The organism is Kribbella sp. NPDC051586 (assembly GCF_044453965.1).
GTDB lineage: Bacteria > Actinomycetota > Actinomycetes > Propionibacteriales > Kribbellaceae > Kribbella.
On the sequence record NZ_JBITDF010000002.1, the window covers coordinates 1,355,282 to 1,374,648 of the forward strand.

Annotated in this window: 20 protein-coding genes and 1 tRNA gene; 5 read left to right on the forward strand and 16 right to left on the reverse strand. The window is 69.5% G+C overall.

Annotated elements, in window-relative coordinates:
- Positions 1 to 397 precede the first annotated feature (397 nt).
- Positions 398 to 470 (reverse strand) — tRNA-Ala (locus ACIA58_RS16790).
- A 187-nt stretch (positions 471 to 657) separates the two neighbouring features.
- Here ACIA58_RS16790 and ACIA58_RS16795 point away from each other — a divergent pair.
- Complete coding sequence (locus tag ACIA58_RS16795; protein WP_396404553.1) at positions 658 to 1,677, forward strand: SAM-dependent methyltransferase; 1,020 nt, start codon at positions 658 to 660, stop codon at positions 1,675 to 1,677.
- A 240-nt stretch (positions 1,678 to 1,917) separates the two neighbouring features.
- Here ACIA58_RS16795 and ACIA58_RS16800 read toward each other — a convergent pair whose 3' ends face one another.
- The 5 genes from ACIA58_RS16800 to ACIA58_RS16820 form a co-directional block, all read right to left on the reverse strand.
- A complete protein-coding gene (locus ACIA58_RS16800; RefSeq protein ID WP_396404554.1) occupies positions 1,918 to 2,562 on the reverse strand; it encodes a histidine phosphatase family protein in 645 nt (214 codons plus the stop codon).
- Positions 2,559 to 2,960, reverse strand: coding sequence for a ribosome silencing factor (gene rsfS, locus ACIA58_RS16805; RefSeq protein ID WP_396404555.1), 402 nt, complete (start codon positions 2,958 to 2,960; stop codon positions 2,559 to 2,561). The genes ACIA58_RS16800 and rsfS overlap by 4 nt, the downstream gene beginning before the upstream one ends.
- A gap of 7 nt (positions 2,961 to 2,967) precedes the next feature.
- The gene (nadD, locus tag ACIA58_RS16810; RefSeq protein ID WP_396404556.1) at positions 2,968 to 3,579 is read right to left on the reverse strand and encodes a nicotinate-nucleotide adenylyltransferase; all 612 of its coding nucleotides are present in this window, start codon (positions 3,577 to 3,579) and stop codon (positions 2,968 to 2,970) included.
- Between the two features lie 37 nt (positions 3,580 to 3,616).
- The gene (locus tag ACIA58_RS16815) at positions 3,617 to 3,775 is read right to left on the reverse strand and encodes a hypothetical protein (protein WP_396404557.1); all 159 of its coding nucleotides are present in this window, start codon (positions 3,773 to 3,775) and stop codon (positions 3,617 to 3,619) included.
- 76 nt (positions 3,776 to 3,851) lie between these two features.
- A complete protein-coding gene (locus ACIA58_RS16820) occupies positions 3,852 to 3,980 on the reverse strand; it encodes a hypothetical protein (RefSeq protein WP_363865573.1) in 129 nt (42 codons plus the stop codon).
- Positions 3,981 to 4,124: 144 nt separating this feature from the next.
- On the opposite strand from ACIA58_RS16820, the gene ACIA58_RS16825 reads away from it, so the two are divergent.
- Positions 4,125 to 4,583, forward strand: a complete 459-nt coding sequence (locus ACIA58_RS16825; RefSeq protein ID WP_396404558.1) for an Lrp/AsnC family transcriptional regulator — start codon at positions 4,125 to 4,127, stop codon at positions 4,581 to 4,583.
- Here the strand turns inward: ACIA58_RS16825 and ACIA58_RS16830 are convergent.
- Entirely contained in the window at positions 4,507 to 5,718 is a 1,212-nt protein-coding gene (locus tag ACIA58_RS16830) for an MFS transporter (protein WP_396404559.1), read from the reverse strand. The two genes, ACIA58_RS16825 and ACIA58_RS16830, sit on opposite strands and share 77 nt — an antisense overlap.
- Before the next feature lie 83 nt (positions 5,719 to 5,801).
- Here ACIA58_RS16830 and ACIA58_RS16835 point away from each other — a divergent pair, with 83 nt between their 5' ends.
- Positions 5,802 to 6,665, forward strand: coding sequence for a winged helix-turn-helix transcriptional regulator (locus tag ACIA58_RS16835; protein WP_396404560.1), 864 nt, complete (start codon positions 5,802 to 5,804; stop codon positions 6,663 to 6,665).
- On the opposite strand, the gene ACIA58_RS16840 is transcribed toward ACIA58_RS16835, so the two are convergent.
- Complete coding sequence (locus ACIA58_RS16840; protein ID WP_396404561.1) at positions 6,652 to 7,539, reverse strand: alpha/beta hydrolase; 888 nt, start codon at positions 7,537 to 7,539, stop codon at positions 6,652 to 6,654. The two genes, ACIA58_RS16835 and ACIA58_RS16840, sit on opposite strands and share 14 nt — an antisense overlap.
- Before the next feature lie 66 nt (positions 7,540 to 7,605).
- Here ACIA58_RS16840 and ACIA58_RS16845 point away from each other — a divergent pair, with 66 nt between their 5' ends.
- Both ACIA58_RS16845 and ACIA58_RS16850 read left to right on the forward strand, forming a co-directional pair.
- The gene (locus tag ACIA58_RS16845) at positions 7,606 to 8,184 is read left to right on the forward strand and encodes a PadR family transcriptional regulator (protein ID WP_396404562.1); all 579 of its coding nucleotides are present in this window, start codon (positions 7,606 to 7,608) and stop codon (positions 8,182 to 8,184) included.
- Between the two features lie 215 nt (positions 8,185 to 8,399).
- Positions 8,400 to 8,987 (forward strand): 4'-phosphopantetheinyl transferase family protein, encoded by a 588-nt coding sequence (locus ACIA58_RS16850; protein WP_396404563.1) that lies wholly within the window; start codon positions 8,400 to 8,402, stop codon positions 8,985 to 8,987.
- A 9-nt stretch (positions 8,988 to 8,996) separates the two neighbouring features.
- On the opposite strand, the gene ACIA58_RS16855 is transcribed toward ACIA58_RS16850, so the two are convergent.
- From ACIA58_RS16855 to ACIA58_RS16890, 8 genes are all read right to left on the reverse strand, one after another.
- A complete protein-coding gene (locus ACIA58_RS16855) occupies positions 8,997 to 10,241 on the reverse strand; it encodes a glutamate-5-semialdehyde dehydrogenase (protein WP_396404564.1) in 1,245 nt (414 codons plus the stop codon).
- 274 nt (positions 10,242 to 10,515) lie between these two features.
- Positions 10,516 to 11,628: a glutamate 5-kinase gene (gene proB, locus ACIA58_RS16860; protein WP_396404565.1), complete on the reverse strand. Its 1,113-nt coding sequence runs from the start codon at positions 11,626 to 11,628 to the stop codon at positions 10,516 to 10,518.
- Complete coding sequence (gene obgE, locus ACIA58_RS16865) at positions 11,628 to 13,199, reverse strand: GTPase ObgE (protein ID WP_396404566.1); 1,572 nt, start codon at positions 13,197 to 13,199, stop codon at positions 11,628 to 11,630. The genes proB and obgE overlap by 1 nt, the downstream gene beginning before the upstream one ends.
- A 213-nt stretch (positions 13,200 to 13,412) precedes the next feature.
- Positions 13,413 to 13,673 (reverse strand): 50S ribosomal protein L27, encoded by a 261-nt coding sequence (gene rpmA, locus ACIA58_RS16870; RefSeq protein WP_130381076.1) that lies wholly within the window; start codon positions 13,671 to 13,673, stop codon positions 13,413 to 13,415.
- A 12-nt stretch (positions 13,674 to 13,685) separates the two neighbouring features.
- A complete protein-coding gene (gene rplU / locus ACIA58_RS16875) occupies positions 13,686 to 14,003 on the reverse strand; it encodes a 50S ribosomal protein L21 (RefSeq protein WP_350852094.1) in 318 nt (105 codons plus the stop codon).
- 149 nt (positions 14,004 to 14,152) lie between these two features.
- Complete coding sequence (locus tag ACIA58_RS16880; RefSeq protein WP_396404567.1) at positions 14,153 to 17,812, reverse strand: Rne/Rng family ribonuclease; 3,660 nt, start codon at positions 17,810 to 17,812, stop codon at positions 14,153 to 14,155.
- 155 nt (positions 17,813 to 17,967) lie between these two features.
- On the reverse strand, positions 17,968 to 18,795 hold the full coding sequence (locus ACIA58_RS16885) for a TIGR03936 family radical SAM-associated protein (RefSeq protein WP_396404568.1): 828 nt from the start codon (positions 18,793 to 18,795) through the stop codon (positions 17,968 to 17,970).
- Between the two features lie 18 nt (positions 18,796 to 18,813).
- Entirely contained in the window at positions 18,814 to 19,314 is a 501-nt protein-coding gene (locus ACIA58_RS16890) for a DUF1772 domain-containing protein (RefSeq protein WP_396404569.1), read from the reverse strand.
- Between the last annotated feature and the right edge of the window lie 53 nt (positions 19,315 to 19,367).

Sequence of the window (19,367 nt, forward strand, 5' to 3'; positions counted from 1 at the left end):
TCGGCGACCCGACCGAGTGGGAGTTGGTTCGTGTTCACCTCGCTGCAAGGGAAGCCCTGGTACCGCTCGAACTCCGTCAGCGCTTCTGGCGGCCGGCATGGGACGGCGTCGATCCGACCAACCCGTCTTCCGAGCGCCACATGCCTGCGATCCTGTCTGGCTTCCGATTCCACGAGGGGCGACACACGCACGCCACGTGGTTGACCGAGGACGGCATCGAGGAGGTCGCTCGCCGCGCTCGGCTCGGTCACAAGATGAAGGGCACGGGTCGGGTCTATGACCACGTGACACCTGAGTTGGTGGGAGGCGAGCGGTTCTCCCAAATCTCTCCCACTGGGCCCTCAAACGAAAACAGGCCAGGAGGCGAAAGTGCCTCCTGACCTGCGATCTCTTGCGGTGGAGCTTAGGGGATTCGAACCCCTGACCTCTTCCATGCCATGGAAGCGCGCTACCAACTGCGCCAAAGCCCCGCGGTGTCTTGCGGACTCCGGAAGTTTAGCGGATGGGGGGCGGCAAAGAAAAATCGGTTGGCTCGTGGGGCTTGTGAGGTGGGGAGCGGGGTGCTGGAGGCGCTGGATGGGGGCTTGAGAGGCAGGTATGACGGTCCGGGACGACGGCGCACCGGGTGAGCTGGTGGGTGTCTAGGTTGGGCTTGTGGTGAACGCTTCTGAACAGGAACTGCTCGATCGGTACGCGCTCTCCGGGGAGGCCTCCGCGAAGGTGCAGGGTTGGGCGAACGGGGCTCGGATGTTCGCCGTACTGCGTGGGCTGCAAGAGCGCGGGTGGTTTCGGTACCTCGGTCGGCCGCGTGGGCGTGACGAGCTGCTTGAGTTCTCGGGTCTGGCGACGGTGCAGTTCGAGGACGTGCTCGCGGTGCTGGATGCGCATGGCGTCGTTGAGCAGCAGGCGGGAATCGTACGGCTGACCCCCAGTTTCGCGGAGCTCGTTGCCGACGACGCGTCGATCGGGTTGGACGAGATCCTCGACGCTTCCGTGCTGGGTCTCGAGCAGAGTCGCGGGGCCGTGGCTCCTGGTACGACGCCGATGACAGAGCGGGATGCCCTCGTGGTCGCGCGCGGCTCGGGTGGACGGGCTAACGACATCACCAAAGTCGTGTACGAGGAGTACTGGCTTGTTCATCTGCCGGAGGTGTCGGAGGCGCTGCGTGCTGGACGCTTCCTGGACGTCGGCTGCGGCGTGGCGACCACCTCGCTGACGCTTGCTAGGATCTTCCCGGAGACGTCGGTGCTCGGGATCGACGTCGTGCCTGCCGTGGTGGACGAGGCTCGTCGGCGGGCGGAGGCGCTGGGGGTGCAGGATCGGGCCGAGTTCAGGTGTGTGGATGCGCAGGAGTTCGACCAAGTTGACGGGTTCGGTACGGCGTTCTGGGCGCAGCCGTTCTTTCCCGAGCCGACCCGCGCGAAGACGTTGGCCGCGATCTTCCAAGCGCTTCACCCGGGCGGGCTGCTGATTTTGCAGGAGATGATGCCGCCGCCGACCGACCAGGCCAAACTGCCCGCGTACACGCTGCGCCGGCTGGCTATCCGCGCCACGGGGCGACCGTTCGGCGGCACTGCCGAGGAGCTGGTCGCCGAAGCGGAATCGGCGGGCTTCACCCTTGCCCGCATCGCCCTCGCGGACTCCGAGCGCTACGTGATCATGAGACGCCCCGACTGACGGTACGTCGGTCATGCGCGGCTCAGTCCGATCGCGTGAGCTGCCCTCGCCGGTCACATCCCTGCTAGGTCCGCGGCGGTCCCGACATGCGCGGACCAGGACTGGCGCTGACGAGCCGTGCCGCGGCGGAGCAGCGTCCCACTCCAGTTAGTGGCTCTGCTACGAGGCATTGTCCCGCGGGACGGGCCTGCCCGCCGGCGGAGCCGGCCCATAAGACAGGCGCTGCGGAGCGGTGTCGTTCTACTTCTGGGGGTCGTCGCTCATTACTGGTTCGGGGAGGGAGCCGGCGTTCCATTCTTCGATTCGCCAGCCGTGGCGGCCTGGGAGGAGGGAGACCCAGTTGCAGTTGGAGAGGCCTCCGAATGCGGGCCAGTTGGCCGGTGGGATGCCGAGGAACACGCAGATGCCGACGCGGGCGGCGAGGCCGTGGGTGGCGATGACGAAGGTGTCTTCGGAGGTGCCTTCGGCCGAGATGCGTTGGAGGGCGCCGTTGAAGCGAGTGGCGACTTCTTCGACGGTTTCGCCGTTGGTACCGCGGCGTTGGGATTCGCCGCTACGCATGCGGGCGGCGGCTTCGGGGTTGATGGCGGCGAGTTCGGCCGAGGTGAGGCCGGCCCAGTCGTCGACGTCGATCTCGCGCAGGGCTTCGTCGTACTCGATCTTGAGGCCGGTCAGCGCGGAGAGCTCACCGGCGGTGGCCGCGGCGCGCTGCAGGTCGCTGGCGAAGAGCCTTGTCGGGGCCAGGGCGGCGAGGCGGGCGGCGGCGGCGCGGGCCTGCGACAGTCCCACGGCGTCCAGGGGGATGTCGGCTTGGCCTTGGATCTTGTCCTGCAGGTTCCACTCCGTCCGGCCGTGGCGCCAGACGATCAGCCGGCCCGCCGTCATTCGGCGGAAGCCGAGCCCGGGACCGCCGAGCCGGGGACCGGCGACGGCAGGGCGATGACCGGGCAGTCGCGCCACAGGCGTTCGAGGGAGTAGAACGCGCGCTCCTCGTCGTGCTGGACGTGGATGACGATCTCGAGGTAGTCGAGCAGCACCCAACGGCCCTCGCGGGCGCCTTCGCGGCGTACCGGCTTGGCGTCGAAGTCGACCCGCAGCTTCTCCTCGATCGCGTCCACGATGGCGCGGACCTGGCGGTCGTTGGAGGCGGAGGCGACCAGGAACGCGTCGGTGATGGCGAGCTGCTCGGACACGTCGAAGGCGAGCACGTTCTCGGCCTTCTTGTCATGGGCCGCCGCCGCGGCCGCGGTCAGCAGCTCGATGGCGCGTTCACTGGCAGACATACAGGTCCTAACGGTTGGTGTAGAGCTCACGCTTGGCGATGTACTGGACGATGCCGTCGGGCACGAGGTACCAGGTCGGGTTGCCCTTGGCGACCCGGGCGCGGCACTCGGTCGACGAGATGGCCAGCGCCGGCACCTCGAGCAGCGTGATCCGGTCCATCGGCAGCTGGTCGAGCGGCAGCTCGAGACTCTCCGTCCCGGGCCTGGTACAGCCGACGAACTGGGCGAGCTTGAACATCTCGTCCACGTCGCGCCAGGTGAGGATCTGGGCGAGCGCGTCGGCGCCGGTGATGAAGAACAGCTCGGCGTCCGGGTACAGCCTGGACAGGTCGCGCAGGGTGTCGATCGTGTACGTCGGACCCGGCCGGTCGATGTCCACGCGGCTGACCGAGAACCGCGGGTTCGACGCGGTCGCGATCACGGTCATCAGGTAGCGGTCCTCGGGCGGGGAGACCTTCTTGTCCGACTTCTGCCACGGCTGGCCGGTCGGGACGAAGATCACCTCGTCGAGATCGAAGTACGCCTGCACTTCGCTGGCCGCGACAAGGTGGCCATGATGGATCGGGTCGAACGTGCCACCCATCACACCGATGCGTCGTACCCGCTCCACAGAAGCCACGTCAGCCCTTCATGCAATCCGCACAGACGACAGCCGCTCAGCTGTGCGGCCGGCCCTTACCCATGATGACGGTGACGAGCAGCAGCAGGACGAGGACGAACAGGGCGAACCCGCCGAACCACCACTTCGAGATGTGTGACGCCTCGACGGCGGCCGATTCGATGGCCGCCACCTGCGGCACGAGGATCGAGAACATGATGCGAAGCCTATCTCGTGACCGCCCGGACAGGAGCGACCGGTGGCCCAGAAGGACACCGGTCGCGGTCGGTAGGTCAGCTGTGGCGGACGTGACGGGTCAGCAGCCGGCGCCAGGCAGACGGTACGGCGTGGGCGCGGCGGGCCCGCGCTGCGACGCGGTGCCGCTCGTCGATATGGGCACGGGCAACTTCGGGGGTGATCATGATTCCTTCACTGGGTTGGCACGGCGGAGCTGGGGCGGACTCACCCCAGTACCTCTCATTGTACGATTTCGACTACGTTGTCACAAACGAATTAAAGGCCTTGGACATTCCCAGCCTTAGAATCCGTGGTGAACAGGAGGAGTCATGGACGCGATCGACCGGCAGCTGATCGAGGCGCTCCGGCTGAACGGCCGTTCCAGCTGGGCCGAGCTCGGCCGGGTCGTCGGCCTGTCCGGCCCGAGCGTCCAGGAGCGGGTACGGCGGCTCGAGGAGCGCGGCGTGCTCCTCGGGTACCGGGCGGTGGTCGCGCCGGACCAGGTCGGACTCGGGACGAGCGCGCTGATCGGGCTGTTCCAGCGCGACGACGTCGAGACCGACGACATCGTCGAGCAGGTGCGGGACATCGTCGCCGTCGAGGACTGCTGGTTCGTCGCGGGCGACCAGGAGCTGGTGGTCAAGGTGCGGGTCGCCGACGTCACCCAACTCGAAGCGGTCGTCGGCTCGCTGCGCCGCGTCAACGGCGTGGTCAGAACGCGGACGACGGTCGTCCTGTCGACCCGCTGGGAGGGCCGGCCGGCTCCGCTGCCCGATCAGCAGGCCTGACCCGCGCCTGGACGACGGCCGCCACGACGGCCAGCGCCCCCGCGACCGGGAAGAGTACGTGCGGAGCGTGCTGGTAGACCGATCCGCCGATCGCCGGTGCCAGGAACATCCCGCTGATCGACGCAGCGGCGTACAGGCTCGAGTAGCGGCCGACCATCCCCTCCGGCGCCGCGTCGGCGACGTATGCGGTGGCCGTCGGTTTGTAGAGCATCTCCCCCGCCGTGATCACGACGTTCGCCAGCGTCGCGCCGACGAGCACGGGCCAGAAGCCGAGGATCGCGAGCCCCACGCCGACGAGCGCGAACCCGATCGCGATCACCCGGGTCGCGCGATGACCGCGCAGGCGGACCGCGAGCGGCGCCTCGAACACGACGATCACGACCGAGCCGACGCCGATCAGTACGCCGTACGCGAAGGCCGGCGTACCGGCGTCGCGCAGCAGCAGCGGCATCGTGGCGAAGATTTGCCGGTAGACGGTGTCAACGACCACGATCGTCGCGAGCAGAACGAGTACCGAGCGGTCGCGGGTCAGTGCGCGCCAGAGGCCGTGGACCCGGACGGTCGACGAACGGTGCGCCGCGGGGACGAAGCGCCAGATGACGGCGGCCATGATCAGGCTCGTCGCGGCGTCGACGACGAAGACGAGCGAGAAGTTGTACGCCGCCAGCAGTCCGCCGAGCGGTGGGCCGATGATGAAGCCGGCGTTGCTCGCGGTGCGGGACAACGCGATGCCTTCGCGACGCCGCCCGGCCGGGAGCGCGGTCGCGACGAGTGCGCTGAGGTTCGGGCGGCTCGCACCGCCGCAGAGGCCGGCGAGCGCAGCGAGCACGCCGAGCCACGCGACACCGACGACGGGCATTGCGCAGCATGTCGCGACCCAGGCGAGCTGGCTGGCGACAGCCGCCGTACGCAGGCCGAAGCGGTCGCCGAACCAGCCGCCGCCGAGGTTGCCGCCGAGCAGCCCGATGCCGTACGCCGCTGCCGCGAACCCGGCCTGCTGCGCCGACATGCCGCGGTCCTCGACGAGGTAGAGCGTGAGGTAGATCCAGGCGAGGGCGCCGGCGGAGCTGATCAGCTGGCCGACCATGACCGCCTTGAGCCAGGTTGGCAGGTCTGCGATGCGGCGCCAGTACATGCCTTGACCTCCAGTAGTAAGTTCCTATTGGGAACTTACTTGGCCAGCTAGCGTGGTGGCAACCGGAATCGAAGGAGTACGTCGTGCGGCGGAGCACCTTCTCGCCCGAGCCGGACTGTGCGATCGCGCAGTCCCTCGGCGTCATCGGCGACGGCTGGGAGCTGCTGGTCGTCCGGGATCTGGCGCGCGGGCTGGAGCGGTTCGACCAGCTCGCGGAGTCGTTGCACATCTCGCGGAAGGTGCTGACCGAGCGGCTCAACGGTCTGCTCGAGAGCGGGATCGTCTCCCGGTCGGCGTACCAGGAGCGGCCCAAGCGCTACGCGTACCGGCTCACGCCGCGCGGGCGGGCGCTGCTGCCGGTGCTCGTCGCGCTGCAGGACTGGGGCGACCGGTGGCTGCTCGGCGACGGCTCGCTCAGCGGGACCAACTCGGCGGACGAGCCGCCGGCACATCGGCTGCACGAACTGGTTGGTCAGCGGGTCCCGTACGTCGCTCTGCCGTCGATCGTCGGTACGACGGTCGACGTGGTGGATGCGGACGCGAGGGCGACCGTGCTCTTCGGCTATCCGGCGACCGGGCGGCCGACTCCGTTGCCGGACGGGTGGAGCGAGATCGCGGGGGCTAGCGGGTGCACGTTGGAGAACCGTCTGTTCGCCGGACGGTACGACGACTTCGCGGCTCGCGGGATCGCCGTACGAGGGGTCAGCACGCAGCGGACCGACGAGCAGCAGGCGTTCGCCCGGGCGGAGGAGATTCCACACCTGCTGCTGTCGGACCTCGATCTGGAACTGGTGGCGGCGCTGCGGCTGCCGACGTTCCGGGCGGGTGGGTACGAGCGGTTGAAGCGGGTCGTGCTGGTGATCGGCAGCGATCGCGTCGTGCGGGATGTGCGGTATCCGGTCACCGACATCGCGGATGCCGTCGACTGGGCGCTCACGACTGCTTGAAGAAGGCCCTGACCTCTGCGGCGATCCGGCGTACCGCGTCGGGCTTGCCGGTCGGGTTGACTCCGCCGGGGTCCGACGACGAACCGTGGTCGTAGCCGTCGAACTCGATCCGTCGGCAGTGCGGGAGCACCTGCTCCAGGGTGGCGCGACCCGGCTTGAGGCCGGGCAGGCCTTTCGTGCCGCCGAGGAGTAGCACGTCGGCGTTGACGGAGCGGAACTTGTCGAAGGTGCCGGCGAGCTCGGCGACGATCGCGCCTTCGGCGTGGATCGTGGGGGCGAGTTGGCGCATGGTGATCGCGCCTGCCGGAGCCTGACGCTCCTCCTTGGCCATCATCTTCTCGGTCATCCAGCGGAGCAGGCCGCGGGGCATGACCTTGAGGAACGGCGGGGCCATCTCGAAGCCGAACATGCTCGTCACCATCCCGCCCGCGAGGTCGCCGCGGGCGATCTCCTGGTCGAAGCGGGTCAGCCATGCGCGGTGCGGGGCGCCGTCGGCGACGATCGCAGGCTCGTAGAGGGCGATCTGCTTGAGGGCGGGGAGGGTGCGGGCCGCTTCGAGGACGACCGCTCCCCCGGCGCTGACACCGAACGCGCGGTCTGCGCCGGCCTCCTCGATGACCGCTTGCAGGTCCTCGACCTCGGTGCGAACGGTGTGGTCCGGGCGGTGCGGGCCGGAGAGGCCTCGACCGCGGCGGTCCGGGAGGTAGACGGTGAACTCGTCGGCCAGCGCCTCGGCGAGGAGGGTGTGGCTGCGGGCCGACTCCATGCTGCCGTGCAGCACGACGACGGCGGGGCCCTGGCCGGTCTTGTAGTAGCCGATCTCGGTGCCGTCGCGGGAGGTCACGGTGCCTTGGGTCAGTTCTGCGGTCTTCATGGCTCGATAGTTACATGGAATCTAGTTACATTGCAACTAGTGTCTTTGACCACTTAAGCTGACGACGTGACCTTTCGACGCTCACCGCTCGCACTCGCGATCCTCGGCCTGCTGGAGAACGGGCCGATGCATCCGTACGGGATCCAGCGGCTGATCAAGCAATGGGGCAAGGACCAGGTCGTCAACGTCGGCCAGCGGACGAGCCTGTACCGGATGATGGTGCGGCTCGAGGAGGCCGAGCTGATCACGGCCGGCGCGACCGAGCGGGACGAGCGCTATCCGGAGCGGACGACGTACCACCTGACGGACGAGGGGCGGAGGATCTGCCGGGAGTGGTTGTCCGAGATCCTGACGACGCCGAGGAACGAGTTCCCGGAGTTTCCGGCGGCGCTGTCGTTCGTGATGCTGGTGACGCCCGAGACGGCGGGCGAGTTGCTGTCCCAGCGCCGGGAGCTGCTGACGAAGCGGATCTCGGAGCTTCACCTCGAGCTGCGGTCGGAGGTGGACGGGCAGCCGATCCCCCGGTTCGCGTTGCTGGAAACGGAGTACCAGGTCGCGGTCGCGATCGCGGAGGCCAAGTGGATCGACGGCGTCCTGCACGACCTGCAAACCGGCAAGCTCACATGGACACCGGGGCCGGTGTGACACCGGCCCCCAGCCCCGGCGCGGGTCGCGCGGCGCTGGGTGGCGTGGGTGTGGGTGTGGGTGGTGTGGGTGTGGGTGGCGTGGGTATGGGTGGTGCGGGCGTGGGGCACGCGGGTGCGGGCGTGGGGCACGCGGGTGTGGATAGTGGGCACGAGGGTGTGGGTGGTGGGCCGGGGGTTGAGGTTTGGTGGGGGCGGGTTGGTGCGGCTCGGGATGTGTTTGTCGAGGACTTGGATGGGGCGGAGCGGGGGCGGTTGGCGGGGTATGTGCGGGAGGTGGACAGGGCGCGGTTTCTGCTGGGGGTGACGATTACGCGGCGGGTTCTCGGGCGGCGGTTTTCGTTGCCTGCGGCAAAGGTCGGGTTGGATCGGACGTGCGCCGAGTGCGGGAAGCCGCACGGGAAGGTGCGGGCCGATGGCGTGGAGCTGTCGGTGACCCACTCGGGGGACCTGGTCGGGGTCGCGATTGCCGACGTGCCCGTGGGGATCGACGTGGAGGCGGTTGATCCGGAGTTGGATGTCGATGCGGCGGCTCGGGTCGCGCTTTCACCAAACGAAGTGCGCGACCTGAGCGGGTACGACGGGATCGCGAAGGCGCAGGCGTTCACGACGTACTGGACACGCAAAGAAGCCGTGCTGAAGGCGACCGGCGAAGGGCTGCGCGGTGATCTGCAGGCCGGTGTTCCAGCGGGGATTCAGGTGCAGGAGCTTGAGGTGGGCGCGGACCACCGGGCGGCTCTCGCGATCCTGAGCGCCGAGCCGCCGTTCATCAGGGTCAAGGACGCGTCGCAGCTCCTGAACTGACCAAAGCCCTCAGGTGCGGACTTGGCCGTCACCGATGACGATGTACTTCGTCGAGGTCATCTCCGGCAGGCCCATCGGCCCACGGACGTGGAGTTTCTGGGTGGAGATGCCGATCTCGGCGCCGAAGCCGAACTCGCCTCCGTCGGTGAAGCGCGTGCTGGCATTGACCACGACAGCAGCGGAGTCGACCGCCTGGGTGAAGCGCCGGGCCGCAGACTGCGACCGGGTGATGATCGCCTCGGTGTGCCCCGAGCTGTACCGGCGAATGTGCTGGACCGCATCCTCGAGCGAGTCCACCACCGCGGCGGACAGATCGAGCGAGTTGTACTCCGTCCCGAAGTCCTCCTCGGTCGCCGCGACCACATCCTTGCCAGCAGCAACGACCGTCGGATCCCCGTGTACCGTCACACCGGCCTCCGCCAGGGCGGGCAGCGCGCGAGACAGGAACTCAGGAGCGACGGCTGAGTGCACCAGCAGCGACTCGGCCGCATTGCACACGCTCGGCCGCTGAGTCTTCGAGTTCAACAGGATCTCGAGCCCAAGATCGAGGTCCGCCTCGGAGTCGATGTACACATGGCAGTTGCCGACGCCGGTCTCGATCACCGGCACGGAGGACTCGCCGACGACGGTCTGGATCAGGCCTGCGCCACCCCGCGGGATGAGTACGTCGACCAGTCCGCGCGCCTGCATGAGCTCCTTCACCGCGGCGCGATCGGTCGCCACGCCCTGGATCACGTCAGCCGGCAGGCCGGTCGACTCAGCGGCGTCCCGCAGTACGGCGATGATCGCTTCGTTGGAGCTGGCCGCGGAGGAGGAACCGCGGAGCAGTACGGCGTTGCCGGACTTCAGGCAGATGCCCGCGGCGTCGGCGGTCACGTTCGGGCGGGCCTCGTAGATGATCCCGACGACGCCGAACGGCACGCGGACCTGGCGGAGCTCGAGACCGTTCGGCAGCGTGTACCCGCGGACGACCTCGCCCACCGGATCCGTCAGCCCCGCGAGCTGCTCGAGCCCGGCGGCCATCCCGTCGACACGGGCTGGGTTAAGTGCCAACCGGTCGACCGTGGACTCCGGCGTACCCGCCTCGCGCGCCGCCGCGACGTCGACAGCGTTCGCCGCGACGATCGCGTCCGTGTGCTCGCGCAGCGCCGCCGCCATCGCGTGCAACGCCGCGTCCTTCGTCGCCCGCGACGCGTCCGCCAAGGCGTACGACGCCTCACGCGCCCGCCGCGCCAACTCGATGATCTCGCTCACGCCATCATCGTAGTGCGCCCCATCCCAGCGCTCCCCCGCCGTCTCAGCCCACCCCGGACCTGCACCACTCATCAACCACAGAAGCTGGCTTCGCGTCACGCGCGGAGACCCACCTCGCAGCGGTTCCAGCCGAGGTTGGTGAATGGTGGCGATTCTCCACAGCTGCAGCTCGACAGTACGTATACGTCCACTGCCGACGACCGCCCGCCTGCGCGCAGCCGGAACCGAGCCCAACCACCGCAGACCTCCTGTCGAACTGCAGAACCCCGGTCTTTCACAGCAAGACCAGGTCGTCGCGGTGGACCACCTCGCGTTCGTACGCCGCGCCGAGCTCGCGGGCGAGGTCTCGGGTGGAGCGGCCGAGGAGGTTGGGGAGTTCGGAGGCGTCGTAGTTGACCAGGCCGCGGGCGACGGTGACGCCGGAGGGCGACACCAGGTCGACGGGGTCGCCGGCAGAGAACGTGCCTTCCACGGCGGAGATTCCGGCCGGGAGGAGGGATGCGCGGCGTTGGGTCACGGCGCGGACGGCTCCTTCGTCCAAACGGAGTATGCCCTGGCCCGACGTGGCGTGTGCCAGCCACAGCAGGCGGGTCTTGCGGCGGCGCCCGGTCGGGTGGAAGAGGGTGCCGACCGGATCGCCGCGCAGCGCCTCGCCGACGCGTCCGGCCGACGTCAGGACGACCGGAATCCCTGCCTCCGTGGCGATTGCGGCCGCCTCGACCTTCGTCTGCATGCCGCCGGTGCCGACGCCGGACGATCCGCTCTTGCCGATCGCCAGCGGCTCGAGGTCGGCGGAGCCGCGAATCTCGGTGACCATCGACGTACCGGGTTTGCGTGGATCCCCGTCGTACAGGCCGTCGACGTCGGAGAGCAGCAGCAAGAGATCCGCGTGCACGAGATGGCTGGTCAACGCCGCGAGCCGGTCGTTGTCGCCGAAGCGGATCTCTGTGGTCGCGACGGTGTCGTTCTCGTTCACGATCGGTACGACGCCGAGCTCGAGCAGGCGCGCGAACGTACGGTACGCGTTCCGGTAGTGGCTGCGCCGCGTCACGTCGTCGACGGTCAGCAGCACCTGCCCGACCCGCAACCCGTGCGCCGCGAACGCGTCGCTGTAGCGAGCCATCAACAGGCCCTGCCCGACCGACGCAGCGGCCTGCTGCGTGGCCAGGTCACGCGGTCGCGATCGCAGGCCCATCGGCGCCAGCCCCGCGGCGATCGCGCCGGACGAGACGAGCACGACCTCGGCCCCCTCCACCCGTCGCGCCGAGATGGCGTCGACGAGCAGCCGGAGCCGTTCGAGGTCGATCTTTCCGCGCTGGGTCAGCGATGACGAGCCGACCTTCACGACGATTCGCGTGGCCGCAACGACCTCCGCGCGAGCTTCCATCAGAAGTCCTGATCTGTGCTTTCTTCCGCCGCTTCGAGCTCGCGCGCTTCCTTGCGCGCCAGCTTCTCCGCCTTCACCGCCGCCCGCTTGGCCTCGGCCGGGGACAGGTCGACGTCGTCATCGACCCATTCCTGCTTGTAGTCGGTCCGAAGGCCCTTCTGGGCGTGGTACTCGGTATCCTTCTCCCGCCGCCGCTGGGCCGCCGGACGGTCCTCCTCCAGCCGGTGGTCCTCACCCCGCCGGGCCAGGATCTCCGCACCGGCCAGGATGTCGGGCGCGAAGTCGAACACGATCGCGTTCGGCCCGTCGCCGATCACGACCGCGTCACCCGCGATCGCACCCAGCTTGAGCAGCTCCTCCTCGACGCCGAGCCGGTTCAGCCGGTCCGCCAGGTAACCGGTCGCCTCCGCGTTCGCGAAGTCGGTCTGCCGGACCCAGCGCTCGGGCTTGGCGCCCTGTACCAGCCAGCCGCCGTCCTCCGGCAGCTTCTTCACCTTGAACTCGGGCCCGCCCTGCACCTGCGGCCGGATCACGATCCGCGTGGTGTCGGGCTTCTCCTCCTCCGCGCGGCGCCGTACGACGATGTCGGCCATCGCGAACTTCAGCGACTCCAGGCCTTCGTGCGAGGCGGTCGAGATCGGGAACACCCGCAGCCCGCGCTGCTCCAGCTCCGCCTGCACCATGTCGGCGATCTCGCGCGCGTCGGGTACGTCGATCTTGTTCAGGGCAACGATTCGCGGCCGGTCCTCGAGCCCACCGTGCGCTTCGAGCTCGGCCTCGATCGTGTCGAGATCGCTGAGCGGGTCACGGCCCGGCTCGTACGTCGCGCAGTCGATGACATGGACCAGCGCCGCACACCGCTCCACGTGCCGCAGGAAGTCGTGCCCCAGGCCACGCCCCTCGCTCGCCCCTTCGATCAGACCGGGTACGTCGGCGACGGTGAAGGTCACGTCGCCGGCAACGACGACGCCGAGGTTCGGGATGAGGGTGGTGAAGGGGTAGTCGGCGATCTTCGGCCGGGCGCGGCTGATCGAGGCCACCAGCGAGGACTTGCCCGCACTCGGGAAGCCGACCAGGCCGATGTCGGCGACGACCTTCAGCTCGAGGACGAGCGTCCGCTCCTCGCCGTCCTCGCCCAGCAAGGCGAATCCAGGCGCCTTCCGGGCGCTGCTGGCCAGGGCCGCATTGCCCAGACCACCCTTGCCGCCCTGGGCCGCGACGAATTCCGCGCCCGGTCCGACCAGGTCGGCGAGTACGGCGCCGTCGGGCGTGCTGATCACCGTGCCGTCGGGGACCGCGAGGACGACGTCACCGCCGTTGCTGCCGGCCTGGTGATCACCCTTGCCCTGGGCACCGTTCGTGGCGGTGCGGTGGCTGGAGCGGTGGTAGTCCACGAGGGTGGTGACGTCGGGGTCGACGCGCAGGATCACGCTGCCGCCGTCGCCGCCGTTCCCGCCGTCAGGACCACCGAGGGGCTTGAACTTCTCCCGGTGCACCGAGGCGCAGCCGTTTCCGCCGCGGCCGGCGGCGACCTGCACCGTCACGCGGTCGACGAAACTGGGGATGGCCATCGGTGTCTCTCAACTTCCTGTTGGACTCGCTCGCCGTGCATTTCAGGGGTTCACGTGTGCCGTCGCCCCTTCCCCAGCCTCATGCGGCCGGTGAAGGGACCATTTCGGGGGTGAACCTCTGAAATGGGCCGCACGGGGTGGGCAACGCAAAGGGCGGGTCGCGGTATTCCGCGACCCGCCCTTTGACAGAGCTTGTTGTACCGGGTGGCGGTGTTACTCCGCCGGGGCCGGGACGATGTTGACGACGCGGCGACCGCGCCGGGTGCCGAACTCCACGTGGCCCTCGGCCAGCGCGAACAGCGTGTCGTCGCCGCCACGGCCGACCAGGTTGCCCGGGTGGAAGTGCGTGCCACGCTGACGGACGATGATCTCGCCGGCGTTGACCAGCTGACCGCCGTACCGCTTCACGCCGAGACGCTGCGCGTTGGAGTCGCGACCGTTACGGGTCGACGCTGCTCCCTTTTTGTGTGCCATCTCTGGATCAGCTCACTTCTTCTTCGCGTCGATCGCGGTGACCTTGACCTGGGTGTAGTGCTGACGGTGCCCCTGGCGCTTGCGGTAACCGGTCTTGTTCTTGTACTTCAGGATGGTGATCTTCGGGCCCTTGGAGCGGCCGAGAACCTCAGCCGAAACGGCCACCTTGGCCAGCGCCGCAGAGTCGGTCGTCACGGTGTCGCCATCGACGACCAGGACCGCCGGAAGGGACACAGTGTCGCCCACCTTGTCCGTCAGGCTGTCGATCTCGATGACATCGCCGACGGCGACCTTCTGCTGGGTGCCGCCACTGCGCACGATCGCGTACACCGTGGATCTCACTCTCTGCTGGTTCGGAAAATTACAAGCGTGACGCGAGAGGCTGTGATCCACTCACTCTCACATCAAGCACAGGTTCGGTGCGCCTCAGCGCACCGAACCAATAGCTTACAACCCCGGGTCGGCAAACCCGAAATCGGTTAGCTGCCGGTGGTGACGAGCGTTTCGGACTGCTCCGCGCCTTCACCGTCGGTAGTGGTCTTGCTCCGGCTGCGGCTGCTGCGCCGACGCCGGGTGCTCTTGGTGGCGCCGTTCTGCGCGGCGTCGGCCGGGTCGGCTGCCTCGCCCGCCTCGCCCGACGGGGCCTCGGTCCCGGTGGATTCCGGGGTTTCGGTGATCACGGTGGTCGCCTGGGCCGATTCGGCCGGGAAGCCGGTCGCCTCCGGGCTGACGTGCTCGTCGGCCTGGGCGGAGATCGGGTAGCCGGTCGGTTCCGGCGTACCGGACTCGTCGTCCTTCTTCACGGAGGCGGCGGCGATCTGGGCGAGCTTCTGGGCGGCGTCGGCGCTGTGCTGCGCGGTCTCGGCCGCCCTGGACTCACCAGTCTCGGCGGCCTCCTCCTCGCCGCGGCCCTTGCCCCGGCGGCGGCGCGAGCTCTTCCGGCCGCCTTCCTCCGCTCCCGCGGACTTGCCGTGGTCCTGACCGTTGCCGCTGTTGCCCTGGCCGTTGTTGCTCTGGCCGTTGTTGCCGTTGTTGCCCTGGCCGTTGCGGCTGTCGCGGCGGCGGGACTCCTTCGGCTCGTCGTGCAGGATCAGGCCGCGGCCGCCGCAGTGGTCGCAGTTCTCGCTGAACGCCTCGAGCAGGCCGGTGCCGATCCGCTTCCGGGTCATCTGGACCAGGCCGAGCGAGGTGACCTCGGCGACCTGGTGCTTGGTCCGGTCGCGGCCCAGGCACTCGACCAGGCGACGCAGTACGAGGTCGCGGTTCGACTCGAGCACCATGTCGATGAAGTCGATGACGATGATGCCGCCGATGTCGCGCAGCCGGAGCTGGCGGACGATCTCCTCGGCCGCTTCCAGGTTGTTCTTGGTGACCGTCTCCTCGAGGTTGCCCCCGGAGCCGGTGAACTTGCCGGTGTTGACGTCGACGACGGTCATCGCCTCGGTCCGGTCGATGATCAGCGAACCACCCGAGGGCAGCCAGACCTTGCGGTCCAGCGCCTTCTTGATCTGCTCGTCGATCCGGAAGTTCGCGAAGACGTCGCCGTCACCGCTCCACTTCTCGACCCGGTCGGCCAGGTGCGGCGCGACGTCGGCGACGTACTCGCGAACCTGGTCGAAGGCGTCGTCACCGGAGATCACCAGCTTGGTGAAGTCCTCGGTGAACAGGTCGCGGACGACCCGGATCAGCAGGTCGGGCTCGCCGTGCAGCAACTGCGGGGCCTGGCCGTTCTTCGACTTGCGGTCGATGTCTTCCCAGTACTTCTGCAGGCGGCTGACGTCGGCGGTCAGCTCCTCCTCCGAGGCGCCCTCGGCCGCGGTCCGGACGATCACGCCGGCCTCGTCGGGGACGATGTCCTTGAGGATCGTCTTCAGCCGGCTCCGCTCGGTGTCGGGCAGTTTGCGGCTGATGCCGCCGTTGCCGCCGCGCGGGACGTAGACGACGTACCGGCCGGGCAGGCTGATCTGGTTGGTCAGCCGGGCGCCCTTGTGCCCGATCGGGTCCTTGGTCACCTGGACCAGGACCGCCTGACCGGACTTGAGCACCTGCTCGATCTTGCGCGGACCGTTGGCGCCACCAAGGGTCGCCCAGTCCACCTCACCGGCGTACAGCACCGCGTTGCGGCCCTTGCCGATGTCGATGAACGCGGCCTCCATGCTGGGCAGCACGTTCTGCACGCGGCCGAGGTACACGTTGCCGATCAGCGAGCTCTGCTCCGCCGTGGTGACGTAGTGCTCGACCAGGACGTTGTCCTCGGAGACCGCGATCTGGGTCAGGTCCTCGCGGGACCGGATCACCATCGTCCGCTCGACCGACTCGCGCCGGGCCAGGAACTCGGCCTCGGTCACGATCGGCGCGCGGCGGCGGCCGGCGGCGCGACCCTCGCGGCGGCGCTGCTTCTTCGCCTCGAGACGGGTCGAACCCTCGACCGCGGTGATCTCGTTCGCGGTGTTCTTGCTGCGCGGCTCACGGACCCGTACGACGGTCTCGTCCGGGTCGTCGGGGGACGCGGCGCTGTCCTCCCCCTTGCGGCGACGGCGACGCCGGCGACGCCGGGACGAGCTGCCGCCTTCGCCGTCCTCGTCGGAGTCGGCCGCACCGTCGTCGTCGGACGCGTCGGCGTCCTGGTCGGCGTCCTGGGTGTCGTGCTCGTCCTCGTCGTCGGACTGCTCGTCGGCGCTGTCGTCGGCACCGTCACCGGACTTGCGGCGACGGCGGCCACCGCGACGACGCCGGCGGCGACGAGTGCCCTCGCCACCGTCCTCGCCGTCGTCGGCCTGACCGTCGGTCACGCCGTCCGTGGTCTCCTCGTCCGCCTCGGCGTCGAGGTCCGTGGCGGTCGCGCTCGCGGCAGCCGCGCCAGTGGCGGTCTCCCCGGTGGCGGTTGCGCTCGCGGCGGTTGCGCTCGCGGCGCCGGCGGTCTTCCTGGCGGACCGGTTCCTGGACCTACCGGTGGACCTGCCGGTGTCGTCGGCGGGGGTGTCAGCGGCGTCGATGGTGTCGGCGGCGCTCACGGCCTGCGGCTGGGTGTCCGAGCTCTCCTCGGTCGCCTCGGTCTCGCGGGCCTCGGCGTCGCGGTTACGACGGCTGCGGCGGCGACGGTTGCCCGTCGGCTGCTCGTCGGCCCCGGGCTCGGGGGTCGTGTCGGCGGCCTCGGCCGGGCTGCTCGCCGCGGGCTGCGTCGCCTGCTGCGGCGCGGCCTGCTGGGCTGCCTGCTGTGCGGGGGTGTCGGTCGGCGCCTGGAACAGCACGGCGGCGGGGGCCGCTGCGCGCCGGCGGGTACGACGGGTGGTCGGCTCCTCGGCGCCCGCATCAGCGGATGCACCCGAGCCGGCGCCGTCCGCAGAAGCGTTGGATCCGGCCGACCCGGCGCGATCCCCGGAAGTGCTGGAGCCGGCGGAACCGCTCCGGTCCGCGGAGGTGCGGGACGCGGAATCGCCCTGACCCGCGGAGGTGCGGGAGGCGGCGGAATCGCCCTGGCGCCCGGAGGTGCGGGATGACGCGGAACCACGGCGACCAGTGGCGGCGCCGGCGTCCGGGCCGTCGGCGGCGGGCGCGGAGGTGTCGGCGGGGCTGGAGTCGGAGTGGGTCGCGGGCTCGGCGGACTTCGTCGTACGGCGACGCGAGGTGCGCGTGCGGGCCGGGGCGTCGGCCGCCGGCGTGCTGACCTCGGCGTCGGCGACCGGGCCGTCGGTGACCGGGGAGTCTGCGCTGAGCAGGTCCGGCTCGGCAGTGGCCTTCTTGGCGGTGCGCTTGCGGGTGGTCTTCTTCGCCGGGGCGGCGTCCGCGGACGGCGTCTCCGGCGCGTCCTCGGGGACGAACTGCGGGAAGATCTCCTGCTCAGCGGCCTTCTTGGCGGCGCGCTGAGTGGTCTTCTTCGCCGCGGCCTTCTTGGCCGGGGTCTTCTTCGCGGCGGCCTTCTTGGCGGCCGCCTTCTTGGCCGGCGCCGGCGCCGGATCGGCGGTCCGGTCGTCGGACTGGGTCGGGACCGCCGCCTCGGCGGTCTTCACCGTGCGCTTGCGCGTCGTGGTGGTCTTCTTCGCAGCCGGCGCCTTCTTCGCGGTTTTGCGGGTGGAGGCGGCTGGCTGGGCGGTGGCAGCCGTGTCGGCTGCCTCGGTGGTCGGCTCGTTGTCGAGCATGTAGTGCGGGTCTCCTCAAGCCTTCCGGCGCATCCTGCGACCCCTGTCACGGGTCCGGCGCGGCCACAAGGCGGTCACGGTTCGCCGCGCTTGGCCCGGAAATCTTCCCGGGGCCGCCGCGTGGCGGAAGCCTGCTGGATCCGCTCCGCCCGCGCTCAGGGCACAGAGGGAGCGGCGGCGTCGCCCTCCGCTGTGTGCGTCTGGTGGGGATCTGCCTGGCCGGTCGCGGTCGCCTGGTTGGCGTCGCGGTCACGAGCGAGCGGATCTTCCACCGTGCCGGTGTCCGTGGTGAGCGGGCCCTGGGCGAGCCTGGTCAAAAGAGCCGGGCCCGTCACCGGGAGCGTCGCTACCTCGAGCACGCCGGCGAGAACGTCGTCGGGTCTCACGGCCGGGGTTCCGTGCCGTAACACCACTTGCAGTATCGCACACGTCTCAACCGACCCCTGTTCACTCGCGACGGTGAGTCGGAGAACGGCAGCCCGACAATCGAACGAGCGAACCCCTCGTTTGGTCATGCGCTGGACCAGGATTTCCTCCCGGGCCAGGAACGCCTCCACCGCCGTGGCGGCCACCTCCGGATCCACCCCCGGCAACGCGATCCGCCACTCGCTGGCCTCCAGCCGGTCGGCCAGCGACCCCGGCCCGGCGACGACCACCTCGAGGACGTCCAGACCGGGCGGCAGCGCCTCGTCCAGCGCGACCCGGACCTGGTCGGCGTCCCGCTCGTGTGTGAGCGAAATCTCCAGGTACTCCGCTTCGGAGGCGGCTCCGGTCGGCGCGGCGCCGGCGTACGAGATCTTCGGGTGCGGGCTGAAGCCGTGCGAGAACGCCACCGGCAGCTCGGCCCGCCGGACGGCGCGCTCGAACGCCCGCTGGAAGTCGCGGTGTGAGCTGAATCGCAACCGCCCCCGTTTGGCGAACCTCACCCGCAACTTCTGAACCGCGGGAAGCTGCTGCGACGGCGGAGCTTGAACTGGTGGCACGAACGCATTGTCGCAGGCTCAGGGCTGGGCGGCCGACTTGCCGGTCAGGTAGAGGGCCCAGCCGAGGAGGCCGAAGGAGACCAGGGCGAGGATCGTCCGGAGCAGGTTGAAGGCGACCCATCTGGATTCGTCGAATGCCGCTCGGGCTGCCGCGACGTCGATGGTTGCCGGGTCTCCGGCGGCCTTCAGGGCGTCGTTCAGGGGCACGTTCACCGCCATCGTGACGATGATCGTGACCAGGTACAGCACGAACGCGACCACGATCCACGGCAGCGCCTTCTCCTTGAGGCTGAGCAGTCCGGCGAGCACCGTGAACAGGGCCGCGCCCAGGAAGCCCAGGCCGAGGAAGAGCGGGTTCACGATCGCCCGGTCCACCGCGGTGAACGCTGCGACGAAGGTCTTGTCGTCGGTCTTGCCCAGCCCGGGCATGAACGCGTTCGCGTAGATCGCATAGACGCCGGCCACCAGCCCGGTCGTCATCGTGGCCGCCATCAGGGACGCCACCCGCAGTCCGTTCATCTCACTCCTTCTGTACGGCGGGAACTCCCCGCACCCAGAAAGTTATGAGAACC

What these genes read in the sequence shown, in the direction of transcription:
- rpmA (WP_130381076.1), bottom strand. Translation starts at nt 13,673, where the DNA reads ATGGCACACAAAAAGGGAGCAGCGTCGACCCGTAACGGTCGCGACTCC.
- ACIA58_RS16840 (WP_396404561.1), bottom strand. Translation starts at nt 7,539, where the DNA reads ATGAAGACCGCAGAACTGACCCAAGGCACCGTGACCTCCCGCGACGGC.
- ACIA58_RS16830 (WP_396404559.1), bottom strand. Translation starts at nt 5,718, where the DNA reads ATGTACTGGCGCCGCATCGCAGACCTGCCAACCTGGCTCAAGGCGGTC.
- obgE (WP_396404566.1), bottom strand. Translation starts at nt 13,199, where the DNA reads ATGGCCATCCCCAGTTTCGTCGACCGCGTGACGGTGCAGGTCGCCGCC.
- rsfS (WP_396404555.1), bottom strand. Translation starts at nt 2,960, where the DNA reads ATGTCTGCCAGTGAACGCGCCATCGAGCTGCTGACCGCGGCCGCGGCG.
- ACIA58_RS16890 (WP_396404569.1), bottom strand. Translation starts at nt 19,314, where the DNA reads ATGAACGGACTGCGGGTGGCGTCCCTGATGGCGGCCACGATGACGACC.
- ACIA58_RS16820 (WP_363865573.1), bottom strand. Translation starts at nt 3,980, where the DNA reads ATGATCACCCCCGAAGTTGCCCGTGCCCATATCGACGAGCGGCACCGC.
- ACIA58_RS16815 (WP_396404557.1), bottom strand. Translation starts at nt 3,775, where the DNA reads ATGTTCTCGATCCTCGTGCCGCAGGTGGCGGCCATCGAATCGGCCGCC.
- ACIA58_RS16800 (WP_396404554.1), bottom strand. Translation starts at nt 2,562, where the DNA reads ATGACGGCGGGCCGGCTGATCGTCTGGCGCCACGGCCGGACGGAGTGG.
- proB (WP_396404565.1), bottom strand. Translation starts at nt 11,628, where the DNA reads ATGGAAGCTCGCGCGGAGGTCGTTGCGGCCACGCGAATCGTCGTGAAG.
- ACIA58_RS16825 (WP_396404558.1), top strand. Translation starts at nt 4,125, where the DNA reads ATGGACGCGATCGACCGGCAGCTGATCGAGGCGCTCCGGCTGAACGGC.
- ACIA58_RS16880 (WP_396404567.1), bottom strand. Translation starts at nt 17,812, where the DNA reads ATGCTCGACAACGAGCCGACCACCGAGGCAGCCGACACGGCTGCCACC.